The organism is Methanocorpusculum sp. GPch4 (assembly GCF_012062385.1).
Classification (GTDB): domain Archaea; phylum Halobacteriota; class Methanomicrobia; order Methanomicrobiales; family Methanocorpusculaceae; genus Methanocorpusculum; species Methanocorpusculum parvum.
Genome location: NZ_SIJA01000067.1, coordinates 72940 through 96945, shown reverse-complemented (window position 1 = coordinate 96945; position 24006 = coordinate 72940). Strand labels below are relative to the sequence as shown.

Sequence of the window (24006 nt, the reverse complement as noted above, 5' to 3'; positions counted from 1 at the left end):
CCCTGAAAATAGGAGGAGCCGATCACCGGGAGTCTGAACCTGTAGGATGCCCGGCCGGCGGTGAATGCCGGCGAGCCTGAGACAAGGAGCGCTCCCGGCGGCAGAACGTCATCGAACGAGGCGGTCAGGCGGCCGGTCACGGCAGTGATCGCGGATGTGATGCTGATGAGCCCGTTCTGATCCACAACGGTCCTGTCGGCTTCACGGACAACGGTCAGCGAGATGGCAAGACTGCGCAGGTTTGTCTGAAAGATGCCGGCGGAAAGCGAAACAAACACCAAAAGTCCAAGGCCCGCCGCCGCCGCCTCTGCTGAGTTCATCATCCATGCATACATGAAAGAGAGCAGGCTGAAAAGCAGAAGGAGTCCGGTCAGCAGTGTTGGACGCATGGATCATTTCACCGGCACGGTTTGAAGGATATCATCAATGACTGAATCCACAGTAATTTTGCTCAGGGCCGATTCGCGTTTCATGATGATACGGTGAGCGAATGCAAACGGCACGAGATATTTGACATCGTCAGGGATGACATACTCGCGTCCCTGGATTGCAGCATTGGCCATGGCGCTGCGCAGCAGAGCAAGGGACCCCCGCGTGCTGATGCCGAGTTTTATATCGGGATGATTTCTGGTGGCTTCGACGAGATCGCCGATGTAGGTAAGGATGTCGTCGCTTGCATAGACGGATCTGACTATCGCCTGCATGGCGAGGATCTCAGAAGGATCTTTGACAAGCTTGTCTTTGGAATCGAGGATCCCGGGAGTGAGGGATCCTGCCATCCCTTTCTTCAGAACAGAGACCTCTTCCGCGACATCCAGATGCTTGGTCCGGTAACTGAGCGTGAACCGGTCTTTTTGCGACTCGATAAGGTTGAACGTTCCTTCCATCTCATACGGGTTCTGGGTCGCGATGACGATGAACGGCGCGGGGAGGCAGATGGTTTCGTTGTCGATCGTGACCTGACGCTCGGCGAGCGCTTCGAGGAGAGCGCCCTGTGCTTTGGGCGTCATCCGGTTGATCTCATCAACGAGGAAGAGGTTTGAAAAGATCGGACCTTTTGAGAAGAAGAATTTGTTCGTATCCTGCTGATACTTCTGGACACCGATGACGTCCATTGGGAGAATGTCGACCGCACCCTGCAGGCGGCCGAAGTGTCCGCCGATGTTTTGCGCAAAGAATTTGCACAGTGTGGTCTTTGCAGTCCCGGGGAGCCCTTCCATAAGAAGAGCGCCGTCACTGAGTAATGCAATGGTCAGAAGATCCATCAGGTCGTCATACCCGATGATGCACTGATGCAGTCGTTTTTTGAGATCGTCGTGGAAGGTGCGTATGGTATCAATGTTTTGCTGTTCTGTCATAAGCGGAATCTCCGGATGCCGATAACGGCTGTTAGAATGAAAAGAATGGTTATGAGGATGGTCCCAAGGGCAGGATATCTGTGCATCGCCCCAAGAAGAGGGCAGAGGCCCCCGCCTGATGTCGATGCCGAGTTGGTCTGATCGATTATGAGCTCCTCTTCGAGGAGAGCATTGATGAACTGGATATTTTCGGTGTGGGTACGGACAAGCATACTGTTGATAAAGACCGATGGATCAGCAATGACGATGACACGACCAGTACTAATAGTTTCTGATGCGATAAGAGAATAAACTTTCAGTGGTTCAGAGGCGTCGGGGATGTTGTTTTTGTTGGCGTCGACCCAGGAGAGATGGGAAGTTGCGGCGACGGTCTCGCCGCCGGTGACATACCCCGGGTAGTTGAAGGTGAGGGTGGTGACATTGGATCCAAAAAGATCGCCCTCTACCGTGCCACGGAAAATGCCCATGTCTTTGTACTCCATGCTGGTTGATCTGACCGGCTGATCATGGACCCGGATGGAGCTGCCGATCTGTTCAAGAAAAATGTTGGCATTTCCACTCTGGTCGGCGATGATGACGGTGTTTCCCTCGTAAAGATACCGGGAAAGCCCGCCGAATTCAGTGCCCGGCGCGATGATAAGCAGGGTGCTCCCGCTGCCGGCAGGCAGATCGTCGTAGCTGAAAACTGATGGTTTGTCCGCTGCAAGGCCGAAGAAGTCCGAGGTCCCGTTCCAGTTGATGTTGTACCGGCTGTATTCATCGCTTGTCGTGGCAAGCTGACCGGCCAGGATCAGTCCGGCAAGGAGTATCAGGATCAGGGCTGCAGCGACGCGTTTGTTCATGTGTTCTCTTTAAGGATCTTGGCTGCAAGTTCAGCGAGGCTGGCGATGTCTTCAGGTGTGGAACCGGGAGAGTAGCGGACCTTTTCGTAGAGGGCGACATACTTTTTGATCAGCTCGCTCGGATTATCCGGATCAATAAGCTCTCTGGGTGAGAGGGCTTCGCTTGAACCAAGGAGGCCGCGGTTTTTGGCAATCGCGGCAGCCACAATTCTGAACTGCTCTGCGGCCCCTGCATTTGGATCCAGGCTGACCGTTTCAGAAGCCTGGACACGCGTCTGCGTCTGTTCCGGCTCTGCCGGCTGTTTTTCTGCTTTGGGAGCGTCGGATTTTTCACTGAACGAAGCTACGGGCACAAACTGCTCTTCTTTAGGCTTGGGAGCAGGCGTCTTTGGCACTGCCGTCTCCTGATTTGCCGGAGATTTTTTGCCGTTTCGTTTTTTCGAGCGGATGAAGAAGGCAACTGCAACGAGACCGACAGCGAAAACACTGATGATGATGATGATCGGAACGATAAATCCTGCGCCGTCATCTTCTGTTTCGTCCGGGATGATCACCTCAGGGGTGGGCGTTTCTGCAAGGTTCGTCTGTGTCGGTGCGGCTGTCAGCGTCGTCTGAGGCATGGTGACGGTCTGCACCGGGGTCTCCGCAGGAGTTTCTGCTGGGGTTTCTGCTGGAGTTTCTGTCGGTGCCGTTGTCGGGAGGAGTGCAGCATCCGCCGAGAGCCGGACGAGCACTTCGGCCGCACTGCCGAGCATATCCGCAGCCGTCAGCGGATCACCGCCGTTCTGCAGGGAATCGGCGGCGGTCCTAAGACTGGAGACGGTCAGGTTCAGTTCATCGGTGAGAGCGGCGGGCGCCAAATCAGCGGCAAGCCGGTCCCTTATGAGCGAAAGATCATCGATATGCTGCGAAAGCTGCCCGCCGGCGGCTGAGATGTCCGGTGAACCTGCGGAAAGGGAGGCCGCCGTGTTCTCAAGTGATTGGGAGACGGCTGCAAGACGAAGGAGAGATGTTTCCAGAAGCGGGAGATCATACTCGAATTCATCCGGATTTTTGCCGGCCCATGTATAGGTAGAGATCAGGGTATTTCTGATGCCCAAAACATCGGTCTCTGCCTGCGTCAGAGCAGAAACCGCCGCTGAAGTATCCGCACCCCCGATAAGAAGATCGGCTGCAGAGGTATCGAGACTGTTTTTGAGCCGGATAAGGTCCTGGACCTCGGAAGAAGCGAGCGGAGTTCCGGCCAAAACGGTGCGGACGGAGTCGATATCCGCCGAGATCAGGCTGATCTCAGCGGCAGCGGCGTGTGGATCCCCGGTTTTCAGAGAAGCGGCGGTGCTGTTCAATGCGGCGGCGAGAGCAGAAAGTTCCGCTGAGGGGCCAGTCGTCTGGACAGGGTCTGTCTCTTCGGCTGCGGCAGAGCCGGAGAAACCGCCGGCTAAGAAAAGCGTGAGGATCAGCAGAAGAACTGCCGATCTTTGAACGATCCCGGGTATGCCGGATCGTTTCGTGGTCAGAAACTTATGTTGAGCATGTGTCATGTATAGCCCTCAATGATCTGTTTAGAAAGACGCTCCAGATGTTTTATCTGGTCGTGACCTGCCGAAACGTTCGCATAATGGAGATACTCATACGTTGATATAAACTCTTTGATGTTCTCGTTTGGTGCGGAAAGCGCGGCCAATAACTCCCGCGGTGTCAGAACGGCAACGTTTGCTATCCCTGATTTTCCTGCAAGGAAGACCGAGGTCTTCCTGTAGAGGCGGCGAAGGGGATCCGCATCAGGATCCTCTTTTTTAGTGACGGCGTCACGGATCTTTTTCAACGGCCCGGAAGATTTAGGCGCTGGTTCGAGGGTCAGCGGCGGAGCTTTTCCGGAGGCGTATTTTGGTCTCCGTTTTACGACGAAACGAATCCCCAAAACGAGAAGAACGCCGCAGGCGGCGATAAGTATGATATAATATATGGTCGGATCAAGTATCGTGACCGGATAGAGTTCACTCATGCTTTCCTCGAGAGGGAAGGAGACGTCGTCAAATATTGCGTAGAACGCGTAGCCTCCGTCGATGAGCTCAGCCGAGACATTCCAGATCCCGTTTGCATTGGTGATGCCTGTCCCGATGAGGATATGATCTTCAGAGTAGACGGTTACGGGAGCTCCGACGATCGGGAGGTCGTCTTCAGTCAAGAGCGAGCCGTAAAGCGTGAGTTTTCGGTGGAGTTCGCCGTTTTCCTGCTGATCTTTGAGGATAGCAACGACCGAGGGCTGTGAGAGGATCGTGATATAGACCGGTTTGGAGGTGATGCCGCCCGACTGAGCGGTGACCGCGTGGATGCCTTCGGCTATCCTGCCGATCTTCAGTTTTTTCGTGTAGTATCCGGCACTGTCGACCGATGCTGTTCCCCAGAGGGTGGTGTCCCAGTAGATGTCAAGGCTCCCCTGGGTTCCCCGTGCGATGCCCGAGATCGTGAGGGTATCTCCGTAGCGTGCGATCGAAGGATCGACCGAGATGGTGATGGATCCGGAGGTGTCTGTCGTGGTCCCGGAGGTGTCGATAATGACGATATTTCCTTGTGCATCTGTCGTGACGGTGAGTTTTCCCGAAGTGGCGGCAATTATGACCTGGCTTAGGAGCGGGACCGAAGACTGGAGTTTGGCCGGATCGAGCCCGTAGGCGGCCGAGATCTGCTGCATGATCTCTGCAGATCCTGCGTAGTTTTCTGCGGTCAGGGCAAGTTCGCCGTAAATGAGTTTGGATTCTGCTGCAAGCTCATAGAGGGCCGCAGTATTTCCATCGGATGCATACTGACGTCTGAGGTGATCGATCTCTGCAAGACGCACCACATCCCCCTGGATGATCCTGATGGATGTTCCAAGATCAGCCGATTCTTTTCTGTACTGATTGATGTCGGTCTGGGTGAGTTTGATCTTTCCCAGATTGGTCCCAAGCCGGCTGACCGTATTTTCATATGCGGCGAGATACCGGGCAGCATACTCGGGATCATTGAGATAGAGCTGATAGACCGCATCATAGGAAAGGCCGATGATATCTCCCATGAGAGGAAGAATGGTCTCGGCCTCTTCGGTCGTCATGACGGCGATCGTGGAGGGGTCAGCGTGGCTGGAGGTGTTGGTATGTCCCTCGGCAGCGTAGAGAAGCGTTCCCCCGCCCGCAACGAGCGTGATCAGCATGACGGCCGCAATAACGGCGAGGAGTGCTGCGGCGGCGGCGGGGTTTGCCTTCATTTTGCGATAATCTCCACGATTTTTATGATGATGATGAAGGCAAAGATGCCGACGCCTGCAATGCCGATAAGGCGCTGCCAGCGGGCGCTTTTCGGCCGGAGGGTGGTGACGACGAAGAACTCGGTGATGATCAGAAAGCCGATCAGCCAGAGTACAAAAAAGATCTCGATATTGATGGTCCGAGCAAGTATCATGATCGAAGCAACGGTCCCCATCCATGCAAGGAGAAGGGATGCGGCGATCAGAGTTTTTGACGGAGCCATGGGTAGTTAACTGTTATTGATTTAAGGAGGGTAATAGGTTTTGGTTTGGATCGTCCGGGAAGCGGCGGAAAGAAAAAAAGAGGGGCGGTTGTGTTCTCCTGACCAGCACTCTGACATAGGGTTATGATCAGCACTGATCCAGCTCCCGATTCAAGAACCTGTCCTTCGTCGCGTTCGCAAACTTAACAAGCATGAGCATCACCGGCACTTCGACGAGCACCCCGACGATCGTCGCGAGAGCGACCGGACTGTTCGTTCCGTACAACGCTATCGAAACGGCGACGGCTAATTCGAAGAAGTTCGAAGCGCCGATCATACCTGCCGGGGCTGCAATACTGTGAGGGAGATTCAGGAACCATCCCGCGCCGTATGCGATACAGAAGATCAGGATCGTCTGGATGATCAGCGGTACGGCGATCAGAAGAATATGCAGTGGATTTTCCGTAATAACGGTTCCCTGATACGAGAAGATGATCACGAGGGTAAGCAGCAGCCCGGCGATGGTGATGTTGTCGAACTTCGGGAGGAACGTTTTGGTAAAATACTCCTCTCCTTTTTTCCTGATGAGATACATCCGGGTGATCACTCCGCACAGGAGAGGGATCACCACAAATAGAACCACCGAAAGAAACAGTGTGACCCACGGGATGCTGATCCCGCTGATCCCGAGCAGGAATGCGACGATCGGGACAAATGCGACAAGAATGATCAGATCATTGGTCGCGACCTGGACGACCGTATAGGCGGCGTTTCCTTTCGTCAGATGGCTCCATACAAAAACCATCGCCGTACACGGAGCTGCGCCTAAAAGCACGGCGCCGATAAGATAATCCCGGGCGAGTTCAGGAGGAATGAGGGCGCTGAACACGATATAGAAGAAGAAGGCCGCGATCGCAAACATCGTGAACGGTTTGATCAGCCAGTTCACGACCCAGGTAAGGACGAGCCCTTTGGGATTTTTTCCGACGTATTTCACGCTCTTGAAATCCACCTTCAGCATCATCGGGTAGATCATGACCCAGATGAGTATCGCGATCGGGATGGAAACGTTTGCATACTCGAACGTGCCCAGGAATTCCGGAACGAACGGCACGAACCTGCCGATCAGAACGCCGGCGATCATGCAGATGATTACCCAGAGGGTAAGATATTTAGCAAAGATCCCAAGGCCTGCGGTTGTGTTTTTTGTCATAGCATCACCCTTTCAATGATTGTATGTTCGCTTCGATCTCGGCGATCGCGAGGCGATACGCCTCCTCGCCTTTTCCGACCGGGTCGTCGATGTGCCATTCGATCCGCTGTGTTCCGGGAACGACGGGGCAGGCGATCCCGCAGCCCATCGTGACGATGATGTCGATCTTTGGAAGGTCGGAGAACTTTTTCGGCCGATTTGTCGAGAGATCGATACCGTAGATCTCCTGCATGAGGCGGACGGCGGTCGAATCAACTTTGTCGCCCGGCTCGCTCCCGGCAGAATAACAGGTGAACCTGTCGCCGCCGAGATGCCGGCAGAGCGCTTCAGCGATCTGTGATCTGCAGGAGTTTTTGATGCAGAGAAAGGCGATCCGTTTCATACGATCACCTGCACGACTAATCCGGTCACCACAGCCGCAATAAATATCGTTGCGACAAACACCAGAACGAACTGTTTTTTGAATATCGCGGAAAGCATCGTGATCTCGGGGATACTCATGCCTGCCCCGCCGATCAGAAGAGCGGCCACGGTCCCCACCCCCATTCCTTTACTCAAGAGAGCGGCGCTGATCGGGAGGATCGTCTCCGCTCTGATATAGAGCGGGATCCCGATGATCGCGGCGATGGGGATCGCGAACAGATTCTGCGGGCCTGCAACGGCCAGGATCCAGTCGGCCGGCAGAAATCCGTAGATGAATGCGCCGATCGCCGCACCGAGCAGGAGGTAGGGGATCATCTGCCGGAACGTCGTCCAGGCAAACCGTACGATCCTCTGCATTTTTGTGCCGGTCTCTTCGGTCATTCCTTCGACGGCGACAGGTTTAACGTATTTTTTGAACCCAAGCCGCTCAAGAGTGAGACCGATGAGGACGGCCGCCGTGAACATGAGAACGGCATATACAACGGTGATCTGCGGGCCGAAGATGACGAGCATCATCGCGATTATCACCGGGTTCAAAAGAGGGGACGCGAACAAAAAAGACATGGCGCTCGAAAAGGCCACGCCGGATTTCAGAAATCCGAGCGTTACCGGGATCGTCGAGCAGGAGCAGAACGGGGTGATCGCTCCAAACGCGGCGCCGATCACGCTTCCCCTGACCGATCCGGAATGCCCGAGGACTTTCTGCATCTTCTCTTTAGGGACATAGACGTTGAGTGCCCCGACGATCAGACAGACGACGATGAAAAGCGCCGTAAGTTCCAGAGCTATGATCAGGAAATACTGACCGGCCGCGAGGAGCGTTTCTGCAAAATTCATTCAGATTTTCCGGAACAACAGCAGTTTTCTCCGCATTGATCTTTCGATCCGGCTTCATCATCGCAGCAGGATTTTTCCGGCACGATTTTCACATTGCAGCAGCACGAGCAGTTTTCTGCGGTGATGGCTTTTTTCAGCTTTCCAAATATCGAGGTCTTTTTTTCTTCGGTCATGATACTCACATCTTTTCACAGGGTCGTGTTTCTCTAAGTCTTTTCAAGGTGTCTTTGTCGGTTTTTGTCATCGGCAGTTCGGCGCAGATCTTTTCCAGGGCAGTGCACAACGCGGGATACTGGGCGAAAAATTCATCGCTGATTTTGTAGTATGCCCATTGTGCCTGTTTTCTGCTCTGGATGACGCCGGCGTTTTTCAGGATCGCGAGGCTGCGCGAAGCGTTCGGCTGGGAGAGGGAGAGCGCCGCTTCGATCTCGCAGACGCATAATTCATTACCCTGCAGGAGTGCAAGGATCCGCAGTCTGGTCGCATCGCCGCATGCTTTGAAGATCGTTTCCGGATCACTCATCGCATTCATATCCGGGAATGCAGCAGGAGCAGCAGTGGGTTTTTCGTTCGATGAGGTGGTCGGAGACATGCAGGATCTGTTTGATCTCTTCATCGGTCGGATACCTGCCGGTGATCATGACAAAGTCATTGACAACGACCGCCGGAAGGATTTTCTCGCCGTGCCGTGACATAAGACGGACGATGTTTGGGTTGGCATCGCATGTTGCCCGCTCTATCAGAATGCCTTTGGGTTTGAGCCGGTCGATGATCTCAGTGATCCGGATGTACTCGGGATCGGTCGTGTCCGGGTCTTGTGCTTCGTAAAGACACATTGATGACATATATTATTATATTCACATATTTGCATATAATAATTTTCAAAAGGTGCGGGTGAGGGTACCCCCAAATCGCGTTTACCGCTCCTTCTTTCCGCAGTCACAGATCAGGGCTTTTTGTTTCGGTGCGGAACTTCCGCAGCAGGAACTTCCCTCGCCGCAGCAGGATTCGGTGTCCATGTCCTTTCCCCGGAGTGCGGCGCCGATCATCCCCCACGCACATCCAACCCCGCTTTGAACGGTGATTGCCTGGACCGGACAGTTGAGAGCGCAGGCTCCGCATTCCATGCAGGCAGAAGGCCGGTCGAGGATCACACGGGTCTGACCTGCAGTAAAAACTGCATGGGGACAGACCTGCGTGCAGCGTCTGCAGTTTATACAAAGTGCCGGATCAAAGGAAAGGCTCGTTTCGGTGTAGGAATCAAACATCAGATCACTCCAAGCATCCTGGATACGCCAAGGATAATACCGCTTATCACGCCGAGCGCCGCCATTCCCGCCATGACCTTGACATACGAAAAGATCTCCTTCTTGACCCCTGTTCGTGAGGTAAACGGTGTGCAGCCGGTGAAGTTCAGGGCAAGATACGAGATAACCGGCGTGATGAGAAGGAAGGCCGCAGCGGCTGAAAGGACGCCGACCCATACCGGAAGGTTCGGATCTGTGCCAAAAACATACGCGAAGGGAAGTGATACGATCATGCCAAGGATCATCCCTTTGGTCGAAAAGTCCCGTGTCGGGAGAACGGGCAGAAGCAGAGGAAAAAGCACGGTGCCTGCAAGGACTGCGGATATTGCGGCAAGCGATGCGACGGGTCCGGCAAGAAACCAAAGTGCCGCGGTAGCTGCAAGAGTAGGAAGCGCCGCGTGCATGAACTCGACAGGCGTTAAGACGAGCCGGTCCAGCAAAGAAAATTCGACACGCCGCATGGCAGGTGTCGCCGTGTGCGTTTTCAGATACTCCGGCAGATCGTCTGCCCGGACCGGGCCGTATTCGACAGTGAACTTCGTCCTCGCCGCAACGTCCACCCAGGAGACCCCCGGTGCTCCAAGCTGGGGTACGATGATTGTCCTGTGCGAGACGATTCCAGCAAGATCTGAGGATTCTATCCGGTGGACGAGTTCATCCGTTCCAAACGTTCCCTTCCCGGCGGCGCACCAGACATTGATCCCCTTCGTGTCCAGAACAAGGATCCATGCATCGATCCCTGCAAGCGGGGAGCGGAGGGCATCAAAACTGAGAGAATAGTTTGCCGATGCAAAAACCGGTGAGTCTGCATCCGGATCTCCGAGCCGATACAGGCCGGGTTCGACACGGTGCTCTGACCGGCGCCAGCCCAGCCGGGCAAGGAGATGGTCGAATCTATCAGAAAAGGTGATGATGCCCGTGGTCGTTTTGATCACCGGGGGCCGGGAGCTGTTTTCAGCGCATCCGCAGGTCTTTCCTCCGGACGTCGATGAGCAGGAGCAGCAGGAGCCGGACGTTTCGGTTATTTTCATGAATTGGTCCCTCACGACCGGTCCTGTTCGTTTAGGAGCGGGCCGAGAATATCCTTTACCATGCAGCTCAAATTGTCAGCTTTCATCAGAGCAAGACAGCAGATGCTGCCGTTTTTCTCCCAGCTGATGAGTGCGAGTTTGTCTCCTGTCCGGATGCCGGCTTTTTCCCGCACGTCTTTTGGCAGGACCATCTGCCCGCGTTCATCCACGCTGAGTACTGCTTCGATCCGGCAGCCCGTTTCACCGCCGCACCCGCAGTCTGAATCATTTTTTTGTGATGATGGATCTTCGGTATTTTTTTGGGTCATAGAGAACTCTTCACTCACGACGTAGGCATTCTGATAATTTATATGTTTCTGAAAAATCAGAATTTTCTGAATTGCCGGGGTCTCTCTGTTAAGCAATGTCGGGGTCGGGATCTCCGCCGGCGGTGTCAGGCTGCCGGGTGAGTGAAAGCAGATGACGATACTGCCAGGCGCGTTCCTCTTCCCTCTGCTCCGGAAAAACCGCCTTCACGGCGTATTCTGCGGCATGGACCGCATGTCTTTGCGTGTGCGCCGAAATCAGAAACGGAATTGCATAATGGAAAGTAATTCTACAAAGCATGAGGCTCGCGAATTCTTTCTGAGATCCTATTTGGATCACCGTATCGAATGACCTGAGAAAAAAGAAAAAAATGTTCGGGTTTCGCACCCTGCCGGGATCCTTTCGAAGAATTTCCGCACTTAAAGTCCGGCCCGCTCGACGATAACATCGGCTACCGATTTCGCGCTCTTGAACGGGAAATCCGCTGCCGTGAGAAGGGTGCCGGCTTCGCCTGCGGTCATCTTCAGATCGCCGACCTGACAGGTCGTGTCTGCGCCGTTTGGAAACGCGGCGATGAGAGCGGCGGGTGTGTCGATCGGGAACGATGCTCCCGCGAGTGCCCCGCTGATCTGGGCATGGATCTGCTCTTTTACGGTGAGGGGGACAAGTCCGGGCATGCCGGCGACCTCTCCTGCTGCCTTTGCGATCGGGCAGTCGGCGCTGTGGGTCTCGCACCCGAAGCATGCTCCCTTGATCGATTTGAGGGACTCTTCCGCCTTTGTCTGTGATACGTCTTTACCTGTATAACTCCATGTTGGCATCTTGTTTCACCACATACCTATGGGGATGTTATATTTATATACAAGAGCGTCATTAAAATATACTAGGCACACTGATATAGAATTATGACCCTGCGGGTTAATGATTGTGCATTTTCAATACATGTAACGGGAAAAGAAGGATCATGGGAACAACACTGAGTTCATCACTGACGGAGATCCGTGAACTGAAAAAGGAGGTCACCGGTCTGCGTATGGATTTAAAGCGCTTTATCGAGCATGCAAATCAGCAGCATGTGCAAACCGCTCTTACGGATCTCAAACAGAATTATGCCGGGCTCTTCGCGAACGATCAGGTGGAAACGGCAAAATCAGAACTTTCGGCGAATATGGTTACCGACTGCGGGATGCGGGACAAATGTTACGGGGTGTTTCTGGATTTTCTGCAGAACACATCTAAGCATATCAAAGACGGTCAGGTGTCCGAAGAGATCATCCAATCCTATCGGGATCAGCTGAAAAACATGCAGGCCGCGGGCCCGTTCGACCGATGCGACACCTGTTTTTCGCAGGTTTACCGGCTTTTTGAAAAGCAGATCGATTTAATGCAGTCTCTCGGCATTTATGCAGAAAACAGCAGCACTGACGACATCATTACCGATATCCCGGAAGAAACGGCGGTCAGAGAACTCCTAGAGCCGGTAGCAAACGTCCTGCGTTTCCAGATTTTGAAATCGCTTGCGGCACAGACCCGAACCTTTTCCGATCTTTCGAGCATGACCGGATTACGCGGCGGCAATCTGCTGTTTCATATCAAAAAACTCACCGACTCAGGGATGATCCTTCAGCGTCATGAGCGTGGGGATTACGTGATCACGGATAAGGGATTCAAAACGCTGAACGCTGTTTCAGCGCTGTATCATGAGACCCATCACCCCTGACTGCGTTAAAAATAGGAAAAAATATTTTTTGGATTTATACCAGTTCAGTTCCGCCGGCGACCACCACGAACTGGCCGGTCACGTAGCTCGACATATCGCATGAGAAGTAGAGGATCGTCCCGTTCAGTTCCCCGCGTTTTGCCGGGCGGCACAAGGGGCACATCCTGCTGTACTGGGTCAGGAACTCGTTTGATTTAAATAACGTGCCTTCCGTCATCTCCGATTCGAACAGACCCGGGCCGACCGCATTGACCGTGATATTGTTCTGACCGTACGACGTTGCCATACCCATGGTCAGACCGAGGACGGCCGCCTTCGACGTGTTGTAGACGTGGCGGACGAACATATCTCCCTTATCGCCGATCACTGCATTGATCGATGCCGTGTTGACGATCTTTCCGTAGTTCTGGGCCTTCATGTGCGGAACGACATACTTGCTCATGAGATAGATGCCTTTGACGTTCGTATCCATCGAACGGTCCCACTCTTCTACGGTGAGGGTCTCCACCGTTCCACGCTGGGCGATGCCGGCGTTGTTGAGGAGGATGTGGATCGTTCCGTACTGTTTGACGATCGCGTCAACCGCCTCTTTCACACTTTGTTCGTTGGTTACATCGCACGGATACGTGAACACCTCTCCGCCCTTCTCGGCGATCTCTTTTGCGACGGCTGCGAGTTTGTCCGTTCTGCGTGCAAGCATGGCGACTTTTGCTCCTGCTTGTGCATACGCTTTGGCCGCGTCGGCGCCAAGACCGCTGGATGCTCCTGAAACGACCGCCACTTTTCCTGTTAAATCACAATAGTTTGACATTTTTATCAAGCTGATACTTGCCGCTTGGGAATAATAAAGAAAATGCCACTCGAAAACCGGAACATGCAGCGGTTTTCTGCACAGGATCCCTCCCGGATTTTTGCAGCGGAATTGTGCCTGGAATGCCGAACAGAAGGCTGAAACGTTGGTGTTTGTCTATTTCTGACCACTGGCCCGGAAGCGGATTCAGAAACTTTATCTTGAAACAATGTGTTTATGAGGTAGTATGCAAGAGATATGCAGTTACGAAGGATGCGGGGATGTCTGAAGACCCTCTTCTTTCGATCCAGCAGCAGTTGATCGCCTGCGGGATGCGGGAGTATGAAGCAAAAATCTACGTGACCATCTTCAGCCGGGGCATTCTTACTGCGTTCGAGATCCATCAGTTCAGCGGGGTTCCCCGCGGGAGGGTGTATGATGTTCTCGCGCTTCTTGAGGAGAAAGGCTTCATTACCCGTTCGTGGGAGAAGCCGGTCTATTACACTGCCGAACCGGTGGAAAAGGTCTCGCTGCGTCTGGTGAAGGATACGCTGGCAAATCTGGAACGCATGACCGGCTGTCTCACCGAACTTCAGGATGTCTGCTACCCTCTGGGATCGAAAATAGTCGGCGTGCATGAATTCCAGACCGATCTTGCGATAGATACGCAGATCAGGGTGGAACTGAAACGCTCCTGCAAGGAAGTCCTTATCCTCTGTTTTGATGCGCGGATCCTGGAAAGATATGCCGATGATATCAAAGAAGCTGCAAAGCGGATCCCGGTGTATGTTGTCGTGAAAGATAAGAGTATGGCAAAGTTCTCTCCAATCAAATGTTATATGATCAAACGCGGGATCCCTATGACGACGATGGAGATGCCGCTTTCTTCCAATAAGCAGAGGGTGCCTGTACTTGCGCAGTTTTATTACGATCGTCAGGGAACGATCGCGATCCTCGAACATCAGGGCCAGAAGATTTGTCTTGGTCTTGTGAACAATGTCTCGGTGTTTGTGGCGCAGAGTATTCTTCAGAATATCAAAAGGGTCGAGCCGGAAGAGTGAGTGAGGGGAAAATAGAGTGTGCTCTCAATCCGCCAGCCGCTTTAGTATCCTCATCGCTCTCAGTGTAAGCCATTTGCTTTGGTCACCCTTTTGTCCGAATGGTACGAGAAGTCTGTCACTGGCATACGTATTCCCGACCCTCCATCTGCCCGTATCATCCTGCCTGGAAACAACGAGCTCCAAAGCATCGTCCATGCGGGCGTCCCGAACACCAAGTCCGCTCAAAATATCGAGTATTTCAAGCACATCGGTCTGATACATCAGAGGAAAACCGAATCTGAGCCAGCCGGGTTTTGCCGTCCGGTTAAGATCATGGCTGCGTTTGTAGATATGGTGGGTGAGCATGAACTCTGCGGCCTTGTGAATCGTATCTTGCACCGCCGGCGTTCTCTTTTCCTCCGGTATGGCGCTTAACGCTTTGAGCGCTTTAACGACGCCCATATGGCAGGTATGCCTGCCCCAGCACATTTCCAGGCGGTCATACGGCGGGACCTGCGGATCGTCTTCTTCTCCGTCGTTGAAACGCATGTATCGGGTGAGCCAGCCGATCCCTTTCTGCAGTCTTGGATCATCGAGATATCCTAACTGTATGAGGGCCCACACCATATTTCCCGTCAGACAGGGGATAACTTCATGTATTCTTCCGCCTCCGGTTTTTACTGCGGTGTTCTGCGAAAAACCGCCGTCCTGTATTTCCTGTGAATGTGTCAGGAGATATTCGCACTGCTCCCTGATCTGCGGCACCGGGGCGGCGCCCAGCTCTGCGAGGATGATCAGCGACCAGACGAGCCCTTTGTATTTGTAGGTGTAAAACCGGTGATAGGTTTGGAGGCAGGCAGGGTCCTGCTGTTTTTGAAGGATCTCAGGCACGATGCCGTATTCCATGATCTGATTTTTTGCCTCCAGGACGGCGGGGTCATCTTCGGGCCGGTCAAGTATCTGCTTTAACGCAAAATACCGTACTGAAGGGTTTTCTTTTTCCAGCAGCCAGTCCGAGGGATCAGCTTTGAGCAGCGCTTTCCAGTTGTCCATTTTTTCCCTTTTTTATTTGAGAGGAGGCGGCAATGCTTCCTTTCTGAATCATTCATTCTCAATCATCAAATAGCTATGTCCTGAGATGGAGGTCGGTGATTTTTCCCGATGCTTTATCCATCCCGGAGATCGGGGTGATTCCACAGGGGACTAGCGCTTCGTCTGTTTTTTGCAGAAAAAACCCGCGTTAGAAGGATTGATAAGAACAGACATGACTCTCTAAGACCTTTGGACTATTCAACGTATTGAGCTGACCGGACTTCCAGAGGATGAACTCATACTTCATCAATCATACTTCATCAATCATACTTCATCAATCATACTTCATCAATCATACTTCACTCATGATTCCCGAAAAAAGAACTGCCTGGAAAAAATCGAGCCGCACTCTCCTTGGAGAGATTTGCTGCCGATATACTCTTGTGTTATTTCTTTCTTTCTAAAAGTATATATAGTTATTTCAAGGTGTCGAAAAACAAAAGGAAAAAAATCTCCAGGTCTTCCTCTTCCCGAAATCATATATGAAGTATGAAGTATGAAGTATGACGGATGATTGATGATTGATGACGTCCCCGGAATTATTACAGCAATAAGACAGAACGGATAACTCAAAATAACCCGAAGAATGTTGAAATCACCGGCAAATCCAGCCTCACCAACCTCTTCACCGCCCGGGCTTTTTTTAAAAACAGTGTTCTCGTTAAGTGAGGAGGGGGTTAGGCGATGCAAAAAATCAGGTGGAGGGATGAAGATCTCCCCACAGCGGACCGCTCACAAATTCAAAAAAAATATCGGCTGTCCCTCTTTTCCACAAAAGAGAGAGGAAGATTGCTCAAACCAATCTCTTCAGAACCCGTTCCTTCTTCGCCCGTGCCGCGTCCGCCGCCCGGTCGATCCCCTTCTTCATCTCGTCAAAGTCCCTGCCCGGCCGGTCCACGACCTTTTTGACCGGCGTATAGGGAGCCTCACGGAACTTTGGCAGGAACTCTCCTTCCACGCCGTCCTTGATCAGACGGGAAACACCCGGACCCTCACGCACGAATCCGATCCGCTCCATCTTTACGCCCGCCGTTCCAACGACCCGGATGATCTCGTCCGCATACTCAGGCGGCGCGATCACGAGAAGCGCATCCAGACTCACGCCCAGATAATCGATCCCGAGCTTATCCAGCAGAGCAAGCACCTTCGGCGCGATAAGACCCCGAAGCGGCGCATCTTCGACAACCACCGTCGCTTTCGCCGTTTCCGCGATCTCGAACACATCGCCCCGAAGGCCGCCGTTCGTGATATCCGTCATCGCGTGGATATGCGGGAACACCTCCGACTCGATCAGGGCAGCGCAGGCTTTCAGGAAATGCAGATTGATCGTCTCCTCCACCACGTCAGCATTCCCCGAATACAGAGCGGCCGTCGCGATCGTCCCGCCGCCTGCTCCTCTCGTCATCAAGAGAACATCCCCCGGGACCGAGGATCTGCGGGCCGTCACGTGATTTGCCACACCGACCACGCCCACGCAGCCCGTCATCCGGTCGCCGAGAACCATGTCCCCGCCGATTCGGAGCGTCGAGCCGGCAACGAGCGGCACGCCCAAAGCGTCCGAGACCGTCGTGATCCCTGCCGTGTAGTCGAACAGTTTCGCCACGTCACCGTCGTCTGCGATATGCACATCCGAGATCAGACCTACGGGTCGGGCGCCCATCACATACACATCGCGAAGCGTCGCCCGGGTCGCATGGAATCCCGCAAGGAACGGGAAATCCGACAGACGCGAGTGCATCCCGTCCACTGTTGTAATGATATACTGACCGTTCGCCTCGACGACCCCGCCGTCATCCATCTGATCGACACCGACCTGTGCCGAGGTCTGCCCGATCACATGAGCGATCTTCCTGTGCGCATAGAAATCCCCCGAACCGCGGGACCCCACACCGAACTCGCCCATCGAAACGCCGGCATGTTCATACTCGAACAGATCGCCCTTCAGCCCGCTCGTCACCTTCACTTCTTCGATGACGGCCCTCGCGAAGTCCCGTGCAAACCCGTCATCGATATCCTTTATATCCAGAATGCGTTCCTGAAGCAGTTTTTCGATTTCATCTTCAGAAATATCCTTCAGCATGCTTCGCCGAACGAAGCCTTCCACGTCCATACAAGATAGATGTGAAGGGACAGACTATAAAGACATGAGGTTAAACCTTCGAAGAAGTATTTTCAAAGCGTGCGTTCCACTATATCTGATATGAGTTCCCTGGAAAACACCAAAGCCTTCGCGGCAACTATCGCAGGATCCGACCCGTCCGCCGGGGCAGGCATCCAGGTCGACCTGAAAACCATGGCCGCCTGCGGGGTATGGGGGATGACGGTGATCGCGGCCCTGACCGCACAGAACGCCACGCACGTTCTCGATACGGCAAGCATCCCCGCGGAGTTCATCAGAAAACAGATCGGCGCGCTCGAAGAGGACTTCCCGATCGGCTGCTACAAAACAGGCATGCTGAAAAATGCGGAGACGGTGAAAATCGTCGCTGAGAGCATTCCCGATGGCCGAAACATCGTCGTCGACCCGGTGCTTCTCGCAACAAAAGAGTACCGGCTTCTCGATGAGGACGGTCAGGAGCGGCTCGCTGCCGAACTTCTCCCGCGGACGACGGTCATAACGCCGAATCTGCCTGAAGCTGCGGCTTTGTCCGGGATCACGATCGCGGACGCCGAGTCGATGGAGGAGGCGGCATACTGGTTCATCGATCAGGGAGCACAGGCTGCCGTTATCAAAGGCGGGCACGCACATTTCAGGCTTGGGACCGACGTCTTTGCCGACAAAAACGGGATGATGATGGTCGAAGGCGAGGTCGCGCCGTTCACGGATGTCCACGGATCGGGCTGCTGCTACGCTTCGGCGATCGCCGCCCACATCGCTCTTGGTTTTCCGGTCAGGGAGGCTGTCTGTGAGGCAAAAAAGTTCGTCAGCGGCGCAATAAAATATTCATGGGAGTATGCTCCCGGCCGCCGCACGATGAATCCCGGCTGGCAGCAGCACAAAACCTATGATAAAAAATTCTGAAGAGGGAGAGCCGCCAAAAAGAGGCGGTCTGATTCACGCTCGCCGCTCGAGCAGAGCACACGCCGCACACAGCCGGTGACTCGTCGGCTCCCCGCAGATCTCGCAGCGGCCCATCTTCGTGATCTCGCCACCCCGTGGTCCAAGCTTAGCGAGAAGCTTCTCCTGGCCGGTCACGATATTCATCATCGTCCCGGGATTTTTGTATTCCAGCTTCCCCAGTCCCTTGCGGACTCCCGCCCGCAGAGCATACTTCGTGTACGGGCACTCAGGCAGATCGGTGAGCAGATGATTTACGAGCCCGTAGGCGACCGTTTCACGCTCGGTCGAGCGGCAGAGCGGTTTTATCCTCGGCAGAAACAGCGTATCCGCGTTCGTCTGAAACGACCCCGTCACTCTTGTCAGATCGCCCCGCAGATAATTCATCAGAACCGACTGTGCCTCGTCGTCCAGACAGTGCCCCGTCGCGATCTTGGTTGCCCCGACCTCGCGGGCCGCCTGATTCAGGGCCCGCCGCCGCAAAGTCCCGCAGACCGAACACGCCTGCCGGGGATCGTTTGCCAGCAGTTCGTCCAGCGTCTTCCCGCAGATATCCGTAAAAGAGACCAGTTTGTCGGCGAGGCCGAGCTTATCGCAGATCCGGGTCGCCGCGAGGATCGTATCATCCCGGTAGCCGCCGATCCCTTCATCCACCGTGATCGGGATAAGTTCGGCATCCAGATCCAGCTTTGCAAGGACTGTCAGAAGGACCGTCGAGTCCTTCCCGCCGGAAAGACCCACAGCGATCCGGTCCCCGGGCTCGATCATATGGTATTTTTCGATCGCGGCCGAAACGCCCGCTTCGAACCATGCGGAAAAATGTTCACCGCAGAACCTCTGCTTCGTGACCGGATCGACGTATACCGCCTTTTTTTCGCAGTGATCGCACCCTGCCGGCATTTATCCCCCGTGCACGATCGAGGTCGCCCGCAGGACATCGTCCTCATCCACGGGATCATCGGCAAGCAAAAGCTCGCCTTCTCTTGTGACGAGGATCTCGTATGGATTCATATCCAGGCGGAGAAGGATCTCCTCAAGCGTTCCGGCACGGGTCGTCAGGATTTGACCGTCAGGGAGATACAGCGTGACCATTATTTTTTCGTATATTCCTTGCCCATGTACTGGTGTTTGTCCGAGAATCCGCCTTTTGCGACCACGTAGAACCACTGGAACGCCGAGCGGAACAGACCGAAGTTGATGTAGCGCCGCATCGAAAAGCCGATGATCATCTTCATATCGAGGACGACCCGTCCGTAGTTTTTCATGCGTTTGGGGAGTTCCCAGTCGTCTCCGGCATCGCAGACCTTATACATCCCTGCCTCGATGAAGAGGTTTTTCCGAAACGCCGTGTTCGCGCCAAGCGTCGCGTAGAAAATTCCCGTTCTTCCGCCGATCCTGACCACGATATTGTACAGGAACACCTCGAATTTGTGCTTGAATCCCGGCTCCAGCGGATAGATCGGGCCGTAGATGACCGATGCATCCGGATACTTCTCGAAGTCCTTTACGATCGTCTCGAGCCAGGGTCTCGGCAGGAAACAGTCTGCATCGGTCGTCACGATCAAATCATATTTGCTTGCGAGAACGCCGTCGTTTCTGGCCCCGCCGACCTTTTTGCTCGTCTGGATGAACACTTTGTCCGCATATTTTTCCGCGATCTCCCGGGTCTTGTCCTTGGAGTTCCCGTCGACGACGATGATCTCGTACTGATCTCTGGGAAGCGTCTGGTCACAGAGACTTTTCAGGAAGGGTTCGATGCCTTCCTCTTCATTGAATGATGGAACTACGACTGAAATCATGCTAATAACTCCGCATACAGATCGGCATGCATCTGTGCTACTTTATAAATATCATACGGCTCGACCGATGCCCGTGCATGGGATGCGGCGTTTCTGAGCATCGCCTCGTCTGCAAGCAGAGGGGCGATCTCCTCGTTTTTGGTAAAGAATCCGGCGATCCCCGGGAAAAGTTCCCGGTATTCGGAAAGATCACGCGATATGACCGGAAGGCCGCTCGAAAGCGCCTCCATGATCGAAATCGACATCAGGTCCCCGTATGACGGGAACAGAAATACGTCGGCTCCGGCATATACGCCGGTGATGTCCGGGACGAATCCCGGGAAGATCACGTTGTCGCCGGCTTTCGCTTTTCTCGCCTCGACCTTTTTCCTGTTGTCCGAGATAGGACCGTAAGGGAATCCGCCGACCCACATGAACTTGTATTCCGGATGTTCGTCTGCGAGGTCAAGGAAATCATAGATACCTTTTCTCGGGGTCTGCTGGGCGACCTGCAGGATCACCTTGTCATCATCCGAAAAACCGTAGGTTTCCCTAAAGATCCGGCGTTTTTCTGCGTCGGGGCGGAACTTCTCCATATTTACGCAGCTTGGGATCCTCGTCGTCGGCATATCGGGGAGCATCTCTTTGATCTCCCGTTCATTGTCGCCGGTGATCGTGATGATGTGATCATATCTGCCGTACATCGGCTTGTAGATCTTATTGATGAGCGAAGCGCCGGCGAGATTGTTCGCGTTCAGGCTCGGGGTCGAGTGGGCGGTCAGCACCTTGACATGTTTTGCCCGAAGCATCGACCAGACCGCGCCTGGTCCGAGGGTATGACAGTGGGTTATGTCGTGGTCATGCTCGCGGCTGTTCAACTCGATCTCGACGCCCGGGGTCTTCTGCAGACCGTCATACAGCATCATCGCGACCGTCGCACAGCCGACGTATTTGAATACCGAATAATTCTCGACCCGGATATTTACTCTCATGCCTTTTTCTCCACAAAATTCATGACGCTTCGGATGCATCCGTCCATATTGATGTATTCGAACTCGGAGAATCTGCCGACGAGATCGATGCCGAGGGTTCCTTCGAGATATTCTCTGACGATTTTAATATTTTTCAGGTAATCGAGATCGTAGACGACGTACGCGAACTTGAAGTGGTCGACCGCCGTATGGACGACGTCATCGCTCGAGGGGATGATCCCCATTCTGACGAGACCGTCGACCGTGTGCATAATGATCTCCTCATCGTTCATCTTCGAAACGTCGTCGCCTTCATTGTAGGTGATCTCGGCGAGGACCGCAGAGCAGCCTGCCGGGGCAACTTTGCTCGAGAAGTTGGACGGGAAGGAGAGGCGGTTGAAAGCGCCCCATTTTTCTTCCGGAACATACATCCAGGAGATGTCCGGAAGGGTCCCTTTGAATCCGACTGAAATACAGGCGATGGAGTTGTATCGAAGAGCGTCACATGCCTCTTTGATTGGGGCTGGAACATCCAGCATCGGAAGAAGGGTCTGGAGAGGCAGGGTGGAGATGACCCGGTCGACCGGAATCGTCTCTTTTCCGTTGGAGACCGCCCATCCGTCGCCTGTGTTCACGACCGAGGTGACGGTAAAATTCGTATGAATCGAACCCTTTACCGGTTCGGCGATGGCGTGGATAAGTGCTTCGATACCACCATCGATCGGATAGGAAAAGACCGCCTGGTGTGTGTAGCCTTCGGTCTCGATCCCAATCGCCGATTTGATGATGTCTTCTACCGGCGGGCGGGGAACACGTCCGTCCATCCAGTGTTTCGACATTTTGCCGGTCGGATAGTTCCAGATCTTCTCGTTGTACGGAACGAGATAACACTCGGCGATCCCTTTGCCGAACGTGTAGTAGATCCAGTCCTTGAAGCTCGTCGGCTCTGCGACCTCGCCTTTTTCGACCGCTACCAGATTCTTGACGTATTCATTGATGCAGAAGAACAGGTCTTCCTTTGGAAGCGCTGACAGTCCGTTTTCGAACGGGTATTTAACATACTGACCTTTATAGAATATTTTGGTGTTTCTGTTTCGAAATTCCCGGTTTTCGGCCAGAACATTCTGCATGAACGAAAGAACATCTGTGTCACGCGAGAAGATGATATGCGATCCTCCGCAGTCGAAGGTGAATCCGTTTCTCACTTCGGATCGGCACAGACCGCCGATCTTTGGTTCCTTTTCGAGGACCGTAACTTCATGTCCTTTTTCCTTGAGGAGGCGGGCGAGTGTGACCCCGGTCAGACCGCCGCCTAAAATTGCCCACTTCACGAGTATATATTTGGGGGCTGAACAATAATAAGATGAGTACGTCCGTTTCCGGCATCAGGGCTTTTTTGCGGGCGAAAAAAGGGTCGTCAGTGGATGACTTTGTGGATGACTTTTCCGCTGATCGAGCGTTTGAGTTCGATGGCGTGATACTGGCACATTTCATGGCAGCAGTAACACCGGATACAGTTCGTCAGGTCGAAGACGGCTTTTCCCTGGATTATCTCGACGGCTTTGACCGGGCAGATGCGTGCACACTGCCCGCATCCCAGACATTTTTTGAGGTTGATGACCGGAGAGGGTTCATAGATCTTGCCGACCCTTTGCAGTTTGCGGTAGATCGTTTTTTTGTGCCAGGATTCGTGTTGTCTGCCGTGATAGGTGGACGGGTGGACGTAGTCTTCGATCGGGACGATCTCGTCTCCTTCGACCTCGACCTCTTCGACGAGTCCGCGCCGAAGAGCGGCCATAGTTGTTCCGATGGATTCGGGCCGCATGTTGACGAGGGTCTGGGCGGAGATGTCCAGACCGTAGACCGAATGCGAAGCAAGGATGTAGCCGACGTCCCGCGGCTGGCCGCCCATCGGGCCGTTTCCTTCCATCCCGACGATCGCGTCCATGACGACGAAGTCGGGTTCGATGAGTTCGTTCAAGTCAACAAGCATCTCGGAGAAGTCGATAGCGTCGGGGAATCTTGAGTGGAAGACGGGTTTGTCCAGACCAGGGACGACGCCGAAGGTGTTTTTGACGGCGCCGGAGAAGTGGGTGAACATGTGGGTCTTTAATTTGCAGACCGAGATGATGACGTCGGCGTCGCATGCCTGGTTGATGACGGTGAACCGTTTCATCACGTTTCCGGCAGGACAGGAGCGTTCCTGATAGCCGGTGTCGTAGGAGAGTTTGATGCCGAGCTCTTCCGCGACTTTTTCTATCCCGCATTTGTGGTAGACCCTTTTGAGGACCCTGGGCGAGTAGATGATCCCGGCGCCGGGACTGTCGGCTATGGTCAGGACACCGCCGGCGTCGATGATCATTTTCCCGACAGCATAAACGACTTCCGGGTGGGTGGTGATAGCGCGGTCGATGCCGGCGTCTGATAAGAGGTTGGGTTTCAAGAGGACTTTTCTGCCGTCGACGCGGGGAAGTCCGCCTGAGGCTTTTATTGCTTTTCCTACAGCCTCAAGTACTTTTTCCCTGTCGTATGTGCTGCATTTTGCCGAGCCGGTTATACTTTTCATATGTTCCTGCAGTATCTGGGTTCCTGCCGCGGGCAGGATATTTGTATCTATAATGATTTCACATTCTCTCTAATATACATTCTTAATGAGAGTGTCTTGGTATTATGGGTTTTTTGAATGATCAGTTTGTTTTGCAGGGCAGGATATTTTTACATTTTGATAGGGTGCTTCCATGCGGCATGTAA

The 24006-nt window shown here is 53.8% G+C and carries 29 protein-coding genes; 3 read left to right on the top strand and 26 right to left on the bottom strand.

Going from position 1 to position 24006, the window contains the following annotated elements; translation table 11 throughout:
* The 17 genes from EYA77_RS05790 to EYA77_RS09900 all read right to left on the bottom strand — a co-directional run.
* Positions 1–389: hypothetical protein (locus tag EYA77_RS05790; protein ID WP_167816162.1), on the bottom strand; the 389-nt coding region annotated here is incomplete at its 3' end.
* 3 nt (positions 390–392) lie between these two features.
* Positions 393–1358, bottom strand: a complete 966-nt coding sequence (locus tag EYA77_RS05785) for a MoxR family ATPase (RefSeq protein ID WP_167816161.1) — start codon at positions 1356–1358, stop codon at positions 393–395.
* Positions 1355–2200 (bottom strand): DUF4350 domain-containing protein, encoded by an 846-nt coding sequence (locus EYA77_RS05780; protein WP_042697330.1) that lies wholly within the window; start codon positions 2198–2200, stop codon positions 1355–1357. The genes EYA77_RS05785 and EYA77_RS05780 overlap by 4 nt, the downstream gene beginning before the upstream one ends.
* Positions 2197–3741, bottom strand: a complete 1545-nt coding sequence (locus EYA77_RS05775; protein WP_167816160.1) for a hypothetical protein — start codon at positions 3739–3741, stop codon at positions 2197–2199. The genes EYA77_RS05780 and EYA77_RS05775 overlap by 4 nt, the downstream gene beginning before the upstream one ends.
* The gene (locus EYA77_RS05770; protein ID WP_167816159.1) at positions 3738–5447 is read right to left on the bottom strand and encodes a hypothetical protein; all 1710 of its coding nucleotides are present in this window, start codon (positions 5445–5447) and stop codon (positions 3738–3740) included. Before EYA77_RS05770 ends, EYA77_RS05775 begins: the two co-directional genes overlap by 4 nt.
* Positions 5444–5710 (bottom strand): hypothetical protein, encoded by a 267-nt coding sequence (locus tag EYA77_RS05765; RefSeq protein ID WP_042697321.1) that lies wholly within the window; start codon positions 5708–5710, stop codon positions 5444–5446. The genes EYA77_RS05770 and EYA77_RS05765 overlap by 4 nt, the downstream gene beginning before the upstream one ends.
* A 127-nt stretch (positions 5711–5837) precedes the next feature.
* Positions 5838–6902, bottom strand: coding sequence for an ACR3 family arsenite efflux transporter (gene arsB, locus EYA77_RS05760; protein ID WP_167816158.1), 1065 nt, complete (start codon positions 6900–6902; stop codon positions 5838–5840).
* A gap of 4 nt (positions 6903–6906) precedes the next feature.
* A complete protein-coding gene (locus EYA77_RS05755; RefSeq protein WP_167816157.1) occupies positions 6907–7284 on the bottom strand; it encodes a low molecular weight phosphatase family protein in 378 nt (125 codons plus the stop codon).
* Positions 7281–8162 (bottom strand): permease, encoded by an 882-nt coding sequence (locus tag EYA77_RS05750; protein ID WP_167816156.1) that lies wholly within the window; start codon positions 8160–8162, stop codon positions 7281–7283. The genes EYA77_RS05755 and EYA77_RS05750 overlap by 4 nt, the downstream gene beginning before the upstream one ends.
* Positions 8159–8335: a hypothetical protein gene (locus tag EYA77_RS05745; RefSeq protein ID WP_155897834.1), complete on the bottom strand. Its 177-nt coding sequence runs from the start codon at positions 8333–8335 to the stop codon at positions 8159–8161. Before EYA77_RS05745 ends, EYA77_RS05750 begins: the two co-directional genes overlap by 4 nt.
* Positions 8336–8340: 5 nt before the next feature.
* Positions 8341–8685, bottom strand: coding sequence for a metalloregulator ArsR/SmtB family transcription factor (locus tag EYA77_RS05740; protein ID WP_167816155.1), 345 nt, complete (start codon positions 8683–8685; stop codon positions 8341–8343).
* On the bottom strand, positions 8678–9007 hold the full coding sequence (locus tag EYA77_RS05735) for an arsenic metallochaperone ArsD family protein (RefSeq protein WP_095642318.1): 330 nt from the start codon (positions 9005–9007) through the stop codon (positions 8678–8680). The genes EYA77_RS05740 and EYA77_RS05735 overlap by 8 nt, the downstream gene beginning before the upstream one ends.
* Before the next feature lie 72 nt (positions 9008–9079).
* Positions 9080–9430, bottom strand: coding sequence for a mercury methylation ferredoxin HgcB (hgcB, locus tag EYA77_RS05730; protein WP_167816154.1), 351 nt, complete (start codon positions 9428–9430; stop codon positions 9080–9082).
* Positions 9430–10500 (bottom strand): mercury methylation corrinoid protein HgcA, encoded by a 1071-nt coding sequence (gene hgcA, locus EYA77_RS05725; RefSeq protein ID WP_167816153.1) that lies wholly within the window; start codon positions 10498–10500, stop codon positions 9430–9432. The genes hgcB and hgcA overlap by 1 nt, the downstream gene beginning before the upstream one ends.
* Positions 10501–10511: 11 nt before the next feature.
* The gene (gene hgcC, locus EYA77_RS05720) at positions 10512–10808 is read right to left on the bottom strand and encodes an HgcAB-associated protein HgcC (protein WP_095642325.1); all 297 of its coding nucleotides are present in this window, start codon (positions 10806–10808) and stop codon (positions 10512–10514) included.
* An 88-nt stretch (positions 10809–10896) separates the two neighbouring features.
* The gene (locus EYA77_RS05715; RefSeq protein ID WP_167816152.1) at positions 10897–11106 is read right to left on the bottom strand and encodes a putative immunity protein; all 210 of its coding nucleotides are present in this window, start codon (positions 11104–11106) and stop codon (positions 10897–10899) included.
* 119 nt (positions 11107–11225) lie between these two features.
* Positions 11226–11627 (bottom strand): MTH865 family protein, encoded by a 402-nt coding sequence (locus EYA77_RS09900; protein ID WP_245241201.1) that lies wholly within the window; start codon positions 11625–11627, stop codon positions 11226–11228.
* Positions 11628–11770: 143 nt separating this feature from the next.
* On the opposite strand from EYA77_RS09900, the gene EYA77_RS05705 reads away from it, so the two are divergent.
* Positions 11771–12526, top strand: a complete 756-nt coding sequence (locus EYA77_RS05705; RefSeq protein ID WP_167816151.1) for a winged helix-turn-helix domain-containing protein — start codon at positions 11771–11773, stop codon at positions 12524–12526.
* A gap of 34 nt (positions 12527–12560) precedes the next feature.
* Here EYA77_RS05705 and EYA77_RS05700 read toward each other — a convergent pair whose 3' ends face one another.
* On the bottom strand, positions 12561–13337 hold the full coding sequence (locus tag EYA77_RS05700) for an SDR family NAD(P)-dependent oxidoreductase (RefSeq protein WP_167816150.1): 777 nt from the start codon (positions 13335–13337) through the stop codon (positions 12561–12563).
* Positions 13338–13597: 260 nt separating this feature from the next.
* On the opposite strand from EYA77_RS05700, the gene EYA77_RS05695 reads away from it, so the two are divergent.
* Positions 13598–14377 carry a TrmB family transcriptional regulator gene (locus EYA77_RS05695; protein WP_167816149.1) on the top strand — a complete coding sequence of 260 codons (780 nt, stop codon included), beginning with the start codon at positions 13598–13600 and terminating at the stop codon, positions 14375–14377.
* Between the two features lie 24 nt (positions 14378–14401).
* Here EYA77_RS05695 and EYA77_RS05690 read toward each other — a convergent pair whose 3' ends face one another.
* Both EYA77_RS05690 and EYA77_RS05685 read right to left on the bottom strand, forming a co-directional pair.
* On the bottom strand, positions 14402–15409 hold the full coding sequence (locus tag EYA77_RS05690) for a nitrogen fixation protein NifH (RefSeq protein WP_167816148.1): 1008 nt from the start codon (positions 15407–15409) through the stop codon (positions 14402–14404).
* An 832-nt stretch (positions 15410–16241) separates the two neighbouring features.
* Complete coding sequence (locus EYA77_RS05685) at positions 16242–17558, bottom strand: AIR synthase-related protein (RefSeq protein WP_167816147.1); 1317 nt, start codon at positions 17556–17558, stop codon at positions 16242–16244.
* Positions 17559–17648: 90 nt separating this feature from the next.
* Between EYA77_RS05685 and thiD the strand changes: the two genes are divergently transcribed.
* On the top strand, positions 17649–18470 hold the full coding sequence (thiD, locus tag EYA77_RS05680) for a bifunctional hydroxymethylpyrimidine kinase/phosphomethylpyrimidine kinase (protein WP_167816146.1): 822 nt from the start codon (positions 17649–17651) through the stop codon (positions 18468–18470).
* A 33-nt stretch (positions 18471–18503) separates the two neighbouring features.
* On the opposite strand, the gene EYA77_RS05675 is transcribed toward thiD, so the two are convergent.
* The 6 genes from EYA77_RS05675 to EYA77_RS05650 all read right to left on the bottom strand — a co-directional run bounded on the left by EYA77_RS05675 (position 18504) and on the right by EYA77_RS05650 (position 23821).
* Positions 18504–19406, bottom strand: coding sequence for a TIGR00269 family protein (locus tag EYA77_RS05675; protein WP_167816145.1), 903 nt, complete (start codon positions 19404–19406; stop codon positions 18504–18506).
* Positions 19407–19598 carry a MoaD/ThiS family protein gene (locus EYA77_RS05670; RefSeq protein WP_167816144.1) on the bottom strand — a complete coding sequence of 64 codons (192 nt, stop codon included), beginning with the start codon at positions 19596–19598 and terminating at the stop codon, positions 19407–19409.
* On the bottom strand, positions 19598–20305 hold the full coding sequence (locus EYA77_RS05665) for a glycosyltransferase family 2 protein (RefSeq protein ID WP_042697266.1): 708 nt from the start codon (positions 20303–20305) through the stop codon (positions 19598–19600). The genes EYA77_RS05670 and EYA77_RS05665 overlap by 1 nt, the downstream gene beginning before the upstream one ends.
* Positions 20302–21276: a glycosyltransferase family 4 protein gene (locus EYA77_RS05660; protein ID WP_167816143.1), complete on the bottom strand. Its 975-nt coding sequence runs from the start codon at positions 21274–21276 to the stop codon at positions 20302–20304. The genes EYA77_RS05665 and EYA77_RS05660 overlap by 4 nt, the downstream gene beginning before the upstream one ends.
* The gene (locus EYA77_RS05655; RefSeq protein ID WP_167816142.1) at positions 21273–22586 is read right to left on the bottom strand and encodes an NAD(P)/FAD-dependent oxidoreductase; all 1314 of its coding nucleotides are present in this window, start codon (positions 22584–22586) and stop codon (positions 21273–21275) included. The genes EYA77_RS05660 and EYA77_RS05655 overlap by 4 nt, the downstream gene beginning before the upstream one ends.
* A gap of 86 nt (positions 22587–22672) precedes the next feature.
* Entirely contained in the window at positions 22673–23821 is a 1149-nt protein-coding gene (locus EYA77_RS05650) for a DUF362 domain-containing protein (protein ID WP_042697260.1), read from the bottom strand.
* Between the last annotated feature and the right edge of the window lie 185 nt (positions 23822–24006).

Excerpts from the sequence above, each read along its gene's own strand:
- EYA77_RS05755 (WP_167816157.1), bottom strand. The coding sequence starts at position 7,284 with ATGAAACGGATCGCCTTTCTCTGCATCAAAAACTCCTGCAGATCACAG.
- EYA77_RS05665 (WP_042697266.1), bottom strand. The coding sequence starts at position 20,305 with ATGATTTCAGTCGTAGTTCCATCATTCAATGAAGAGGAAGGCATCGAA.
- EYA77_RS05765 (WP_042697321.1), bottom strand. The coding sequence starts at position 5,710 with ATGGCTCCGTCAAAAACTCTGATCGCCGCATCCCTTCTCCTTGCATGG.
- EYA77_RS05650 (WP_042697260.1), bottom strand. The coding sequence starts at position 23,821 with ATGAAAAGTATAACCGGCTCGGCAAAATGCAGCACATACGACAGGGAA.
- EYA77_RS05660 (WP_167816143.1), bottom strand. The coding sequence starts at position 21,276 with ATGAGAGTAAATATCCGGGTCGAGAATTATTCGGTATTCAAATACGTC.
- EYA77_RS05675 (WP_167816145.1), bottom strand. The coding sequence starts at position 19,406 with ATGCCGGCAGGGTGCGATCACTGCGAAAAAAAGGCGGTATACGTCGAT.
- EYA77_RS05670 (WP_167816144.1), bottom strand. The coding sequence starts at position 19,598 with ATGGTCACGCTGTATCTCCCTGACGGTCAAATCCTGACGACCCGTGCC.
- EYA77_RS05785 (WP_167816161.1), bottom strand. The coding sequence starts at position 1,358 with ATGACAGAACAGCAAAACATTGATACCATACGCACCTTCCACGACGAT.
- EYA77_RS05775 (WP_167816160.1), bottom strand. The coding sequence starts at position 3,741 with ATGACACATGCTCAACATAAGTTTCTGACCACGAAACGATCCGGCATA.
- arsB (WP_167816158.1), bottom strand. The coding sequence starts at position 6,902 with ATGACAAAAAACACAACCGCAGGCCTTGGGATCTTTGCTAAATATCTT.
- EYA77_RS05700 (WP_167816150.1), bottom strand. The coding sequence starts at position 13,337 with ATGTCAAACTATTGTGATTTAACAGGAAAAGTGGCGGTCGTTTCAGGA.
- EYA77_RS05685 (WP_167816147.1), bottom strand. The coding sequence starts at position 17,558 with ATGGACGTGGAAGGCTTCGTTCGGCGAAGCATGCTGAAGGATATTTCT.
- EYA77_RS05770 (WP_167816159.1), bottom strand. The coding sequence starts at position 5,447 with ATGAAGGCAAACCCCGCCGCCGCCGCAGCACTCCTCGCCGTTATTGCG.
- EYA77_RS05740 (WP_167816155.1), bottom strand. The coding sequence starts at position 8,685 with ATGAGTGATCCGGAAACGATCTTCAAAGCATGCGGCGATGCGACCAGA.
- EYA77_RS05705 (WP_167816151.1), top strand. The coding sequence starts at position 11,771 with ATGGGAACAACACTGAGTTCATCACTGACGGAGATCCGTGAACTGAAA.
- EYA77_RS05715 (WP_167816152.1), bottom strand. The coding sequence starts at position 11,106 with ATGCTTTGTAGAATTACTTTCCATTATGCAATTCCGTTTCTGATTTCG.
- EYA77_RS05780 (WP_042697330.1), bottom strand. The coding sequence starts at position 2,200 with ATGAACAAACGCGTCGCTGCAGCCCTGATCCTGATACTCCTTGCCGGA.
- hgcC (WP_095642325.1), bottom strand. The coding sequence starts at position 10,808 with ATGACCCAAAAAAATACCGAAGATCCATCATCACAAAAAAATGATTCA.
- EYA77_RS05735 (WP_095642318.1), bottom strand. The coding sequence starts at position 9,007 with ATGTCATCAATGTGTCTTTACGAAGCACAAGACCCGGACACGACCGAT.
- EYA77_RS05750 (WP_167816156.1), bottom strand. The coding sequence starts at position 8,162 with ATGAATTTTGCAGAAACGCTCCTCGCGGCCGGTCAGTATTTCCTGATC.
- EYA77_RS05745 (WP_155897834.1), bottom strand. The coding sequence starts at position 8,335 with ATGACCGAAGAAAAAAAGACCTCGATATTTGGAAAGCTGAAAAAAGCC.
- hgcA (WP_167816153.1), bottom strand. The coding sequence starts at position 10,500 with ATGAAAATAACCGAAACGTCCGGCTCCTGCTGCTCCTGCTCATCGACG.
- EYA77_RS05695 (WP_167816149.1), top strand. The coding sequence starts at position 13,598 with ATGTCTGAAGACCCTCTTCTTTCGATCCAGCAGCAGTTGATCGCCTGC.
- thiD (WP_167816146.1), top strand. The coding sequence starts at position 17,649 with ATGAGTTCCCTGGAAAACACCAAAGCCTTCGCGGCAACTATCGCAGGA.
- hgcB (WP_167816154.1), bottom strand. The coding sequence starts at position 9,430 with ATGTTTGATTCCTACACCGAAACGAGCCTTTCCTTTGATCCGGCACTT.
- EYA77_RS09900 (WP_245241201.1), bottom strand. The coding sequence starts at position 11,627 with ATGCCAACATGGAGTTATACAGGTAAAGACGTATCACAGACAAAGGCG.
- EYA77_RS05690 (WP_167816148.1), bottom strand. The coding sequence starts at position 15,409 with ATGGACAACTGGAAAGCGCTGCTCAAAGCTGATCCCTCGGACTGGCTG.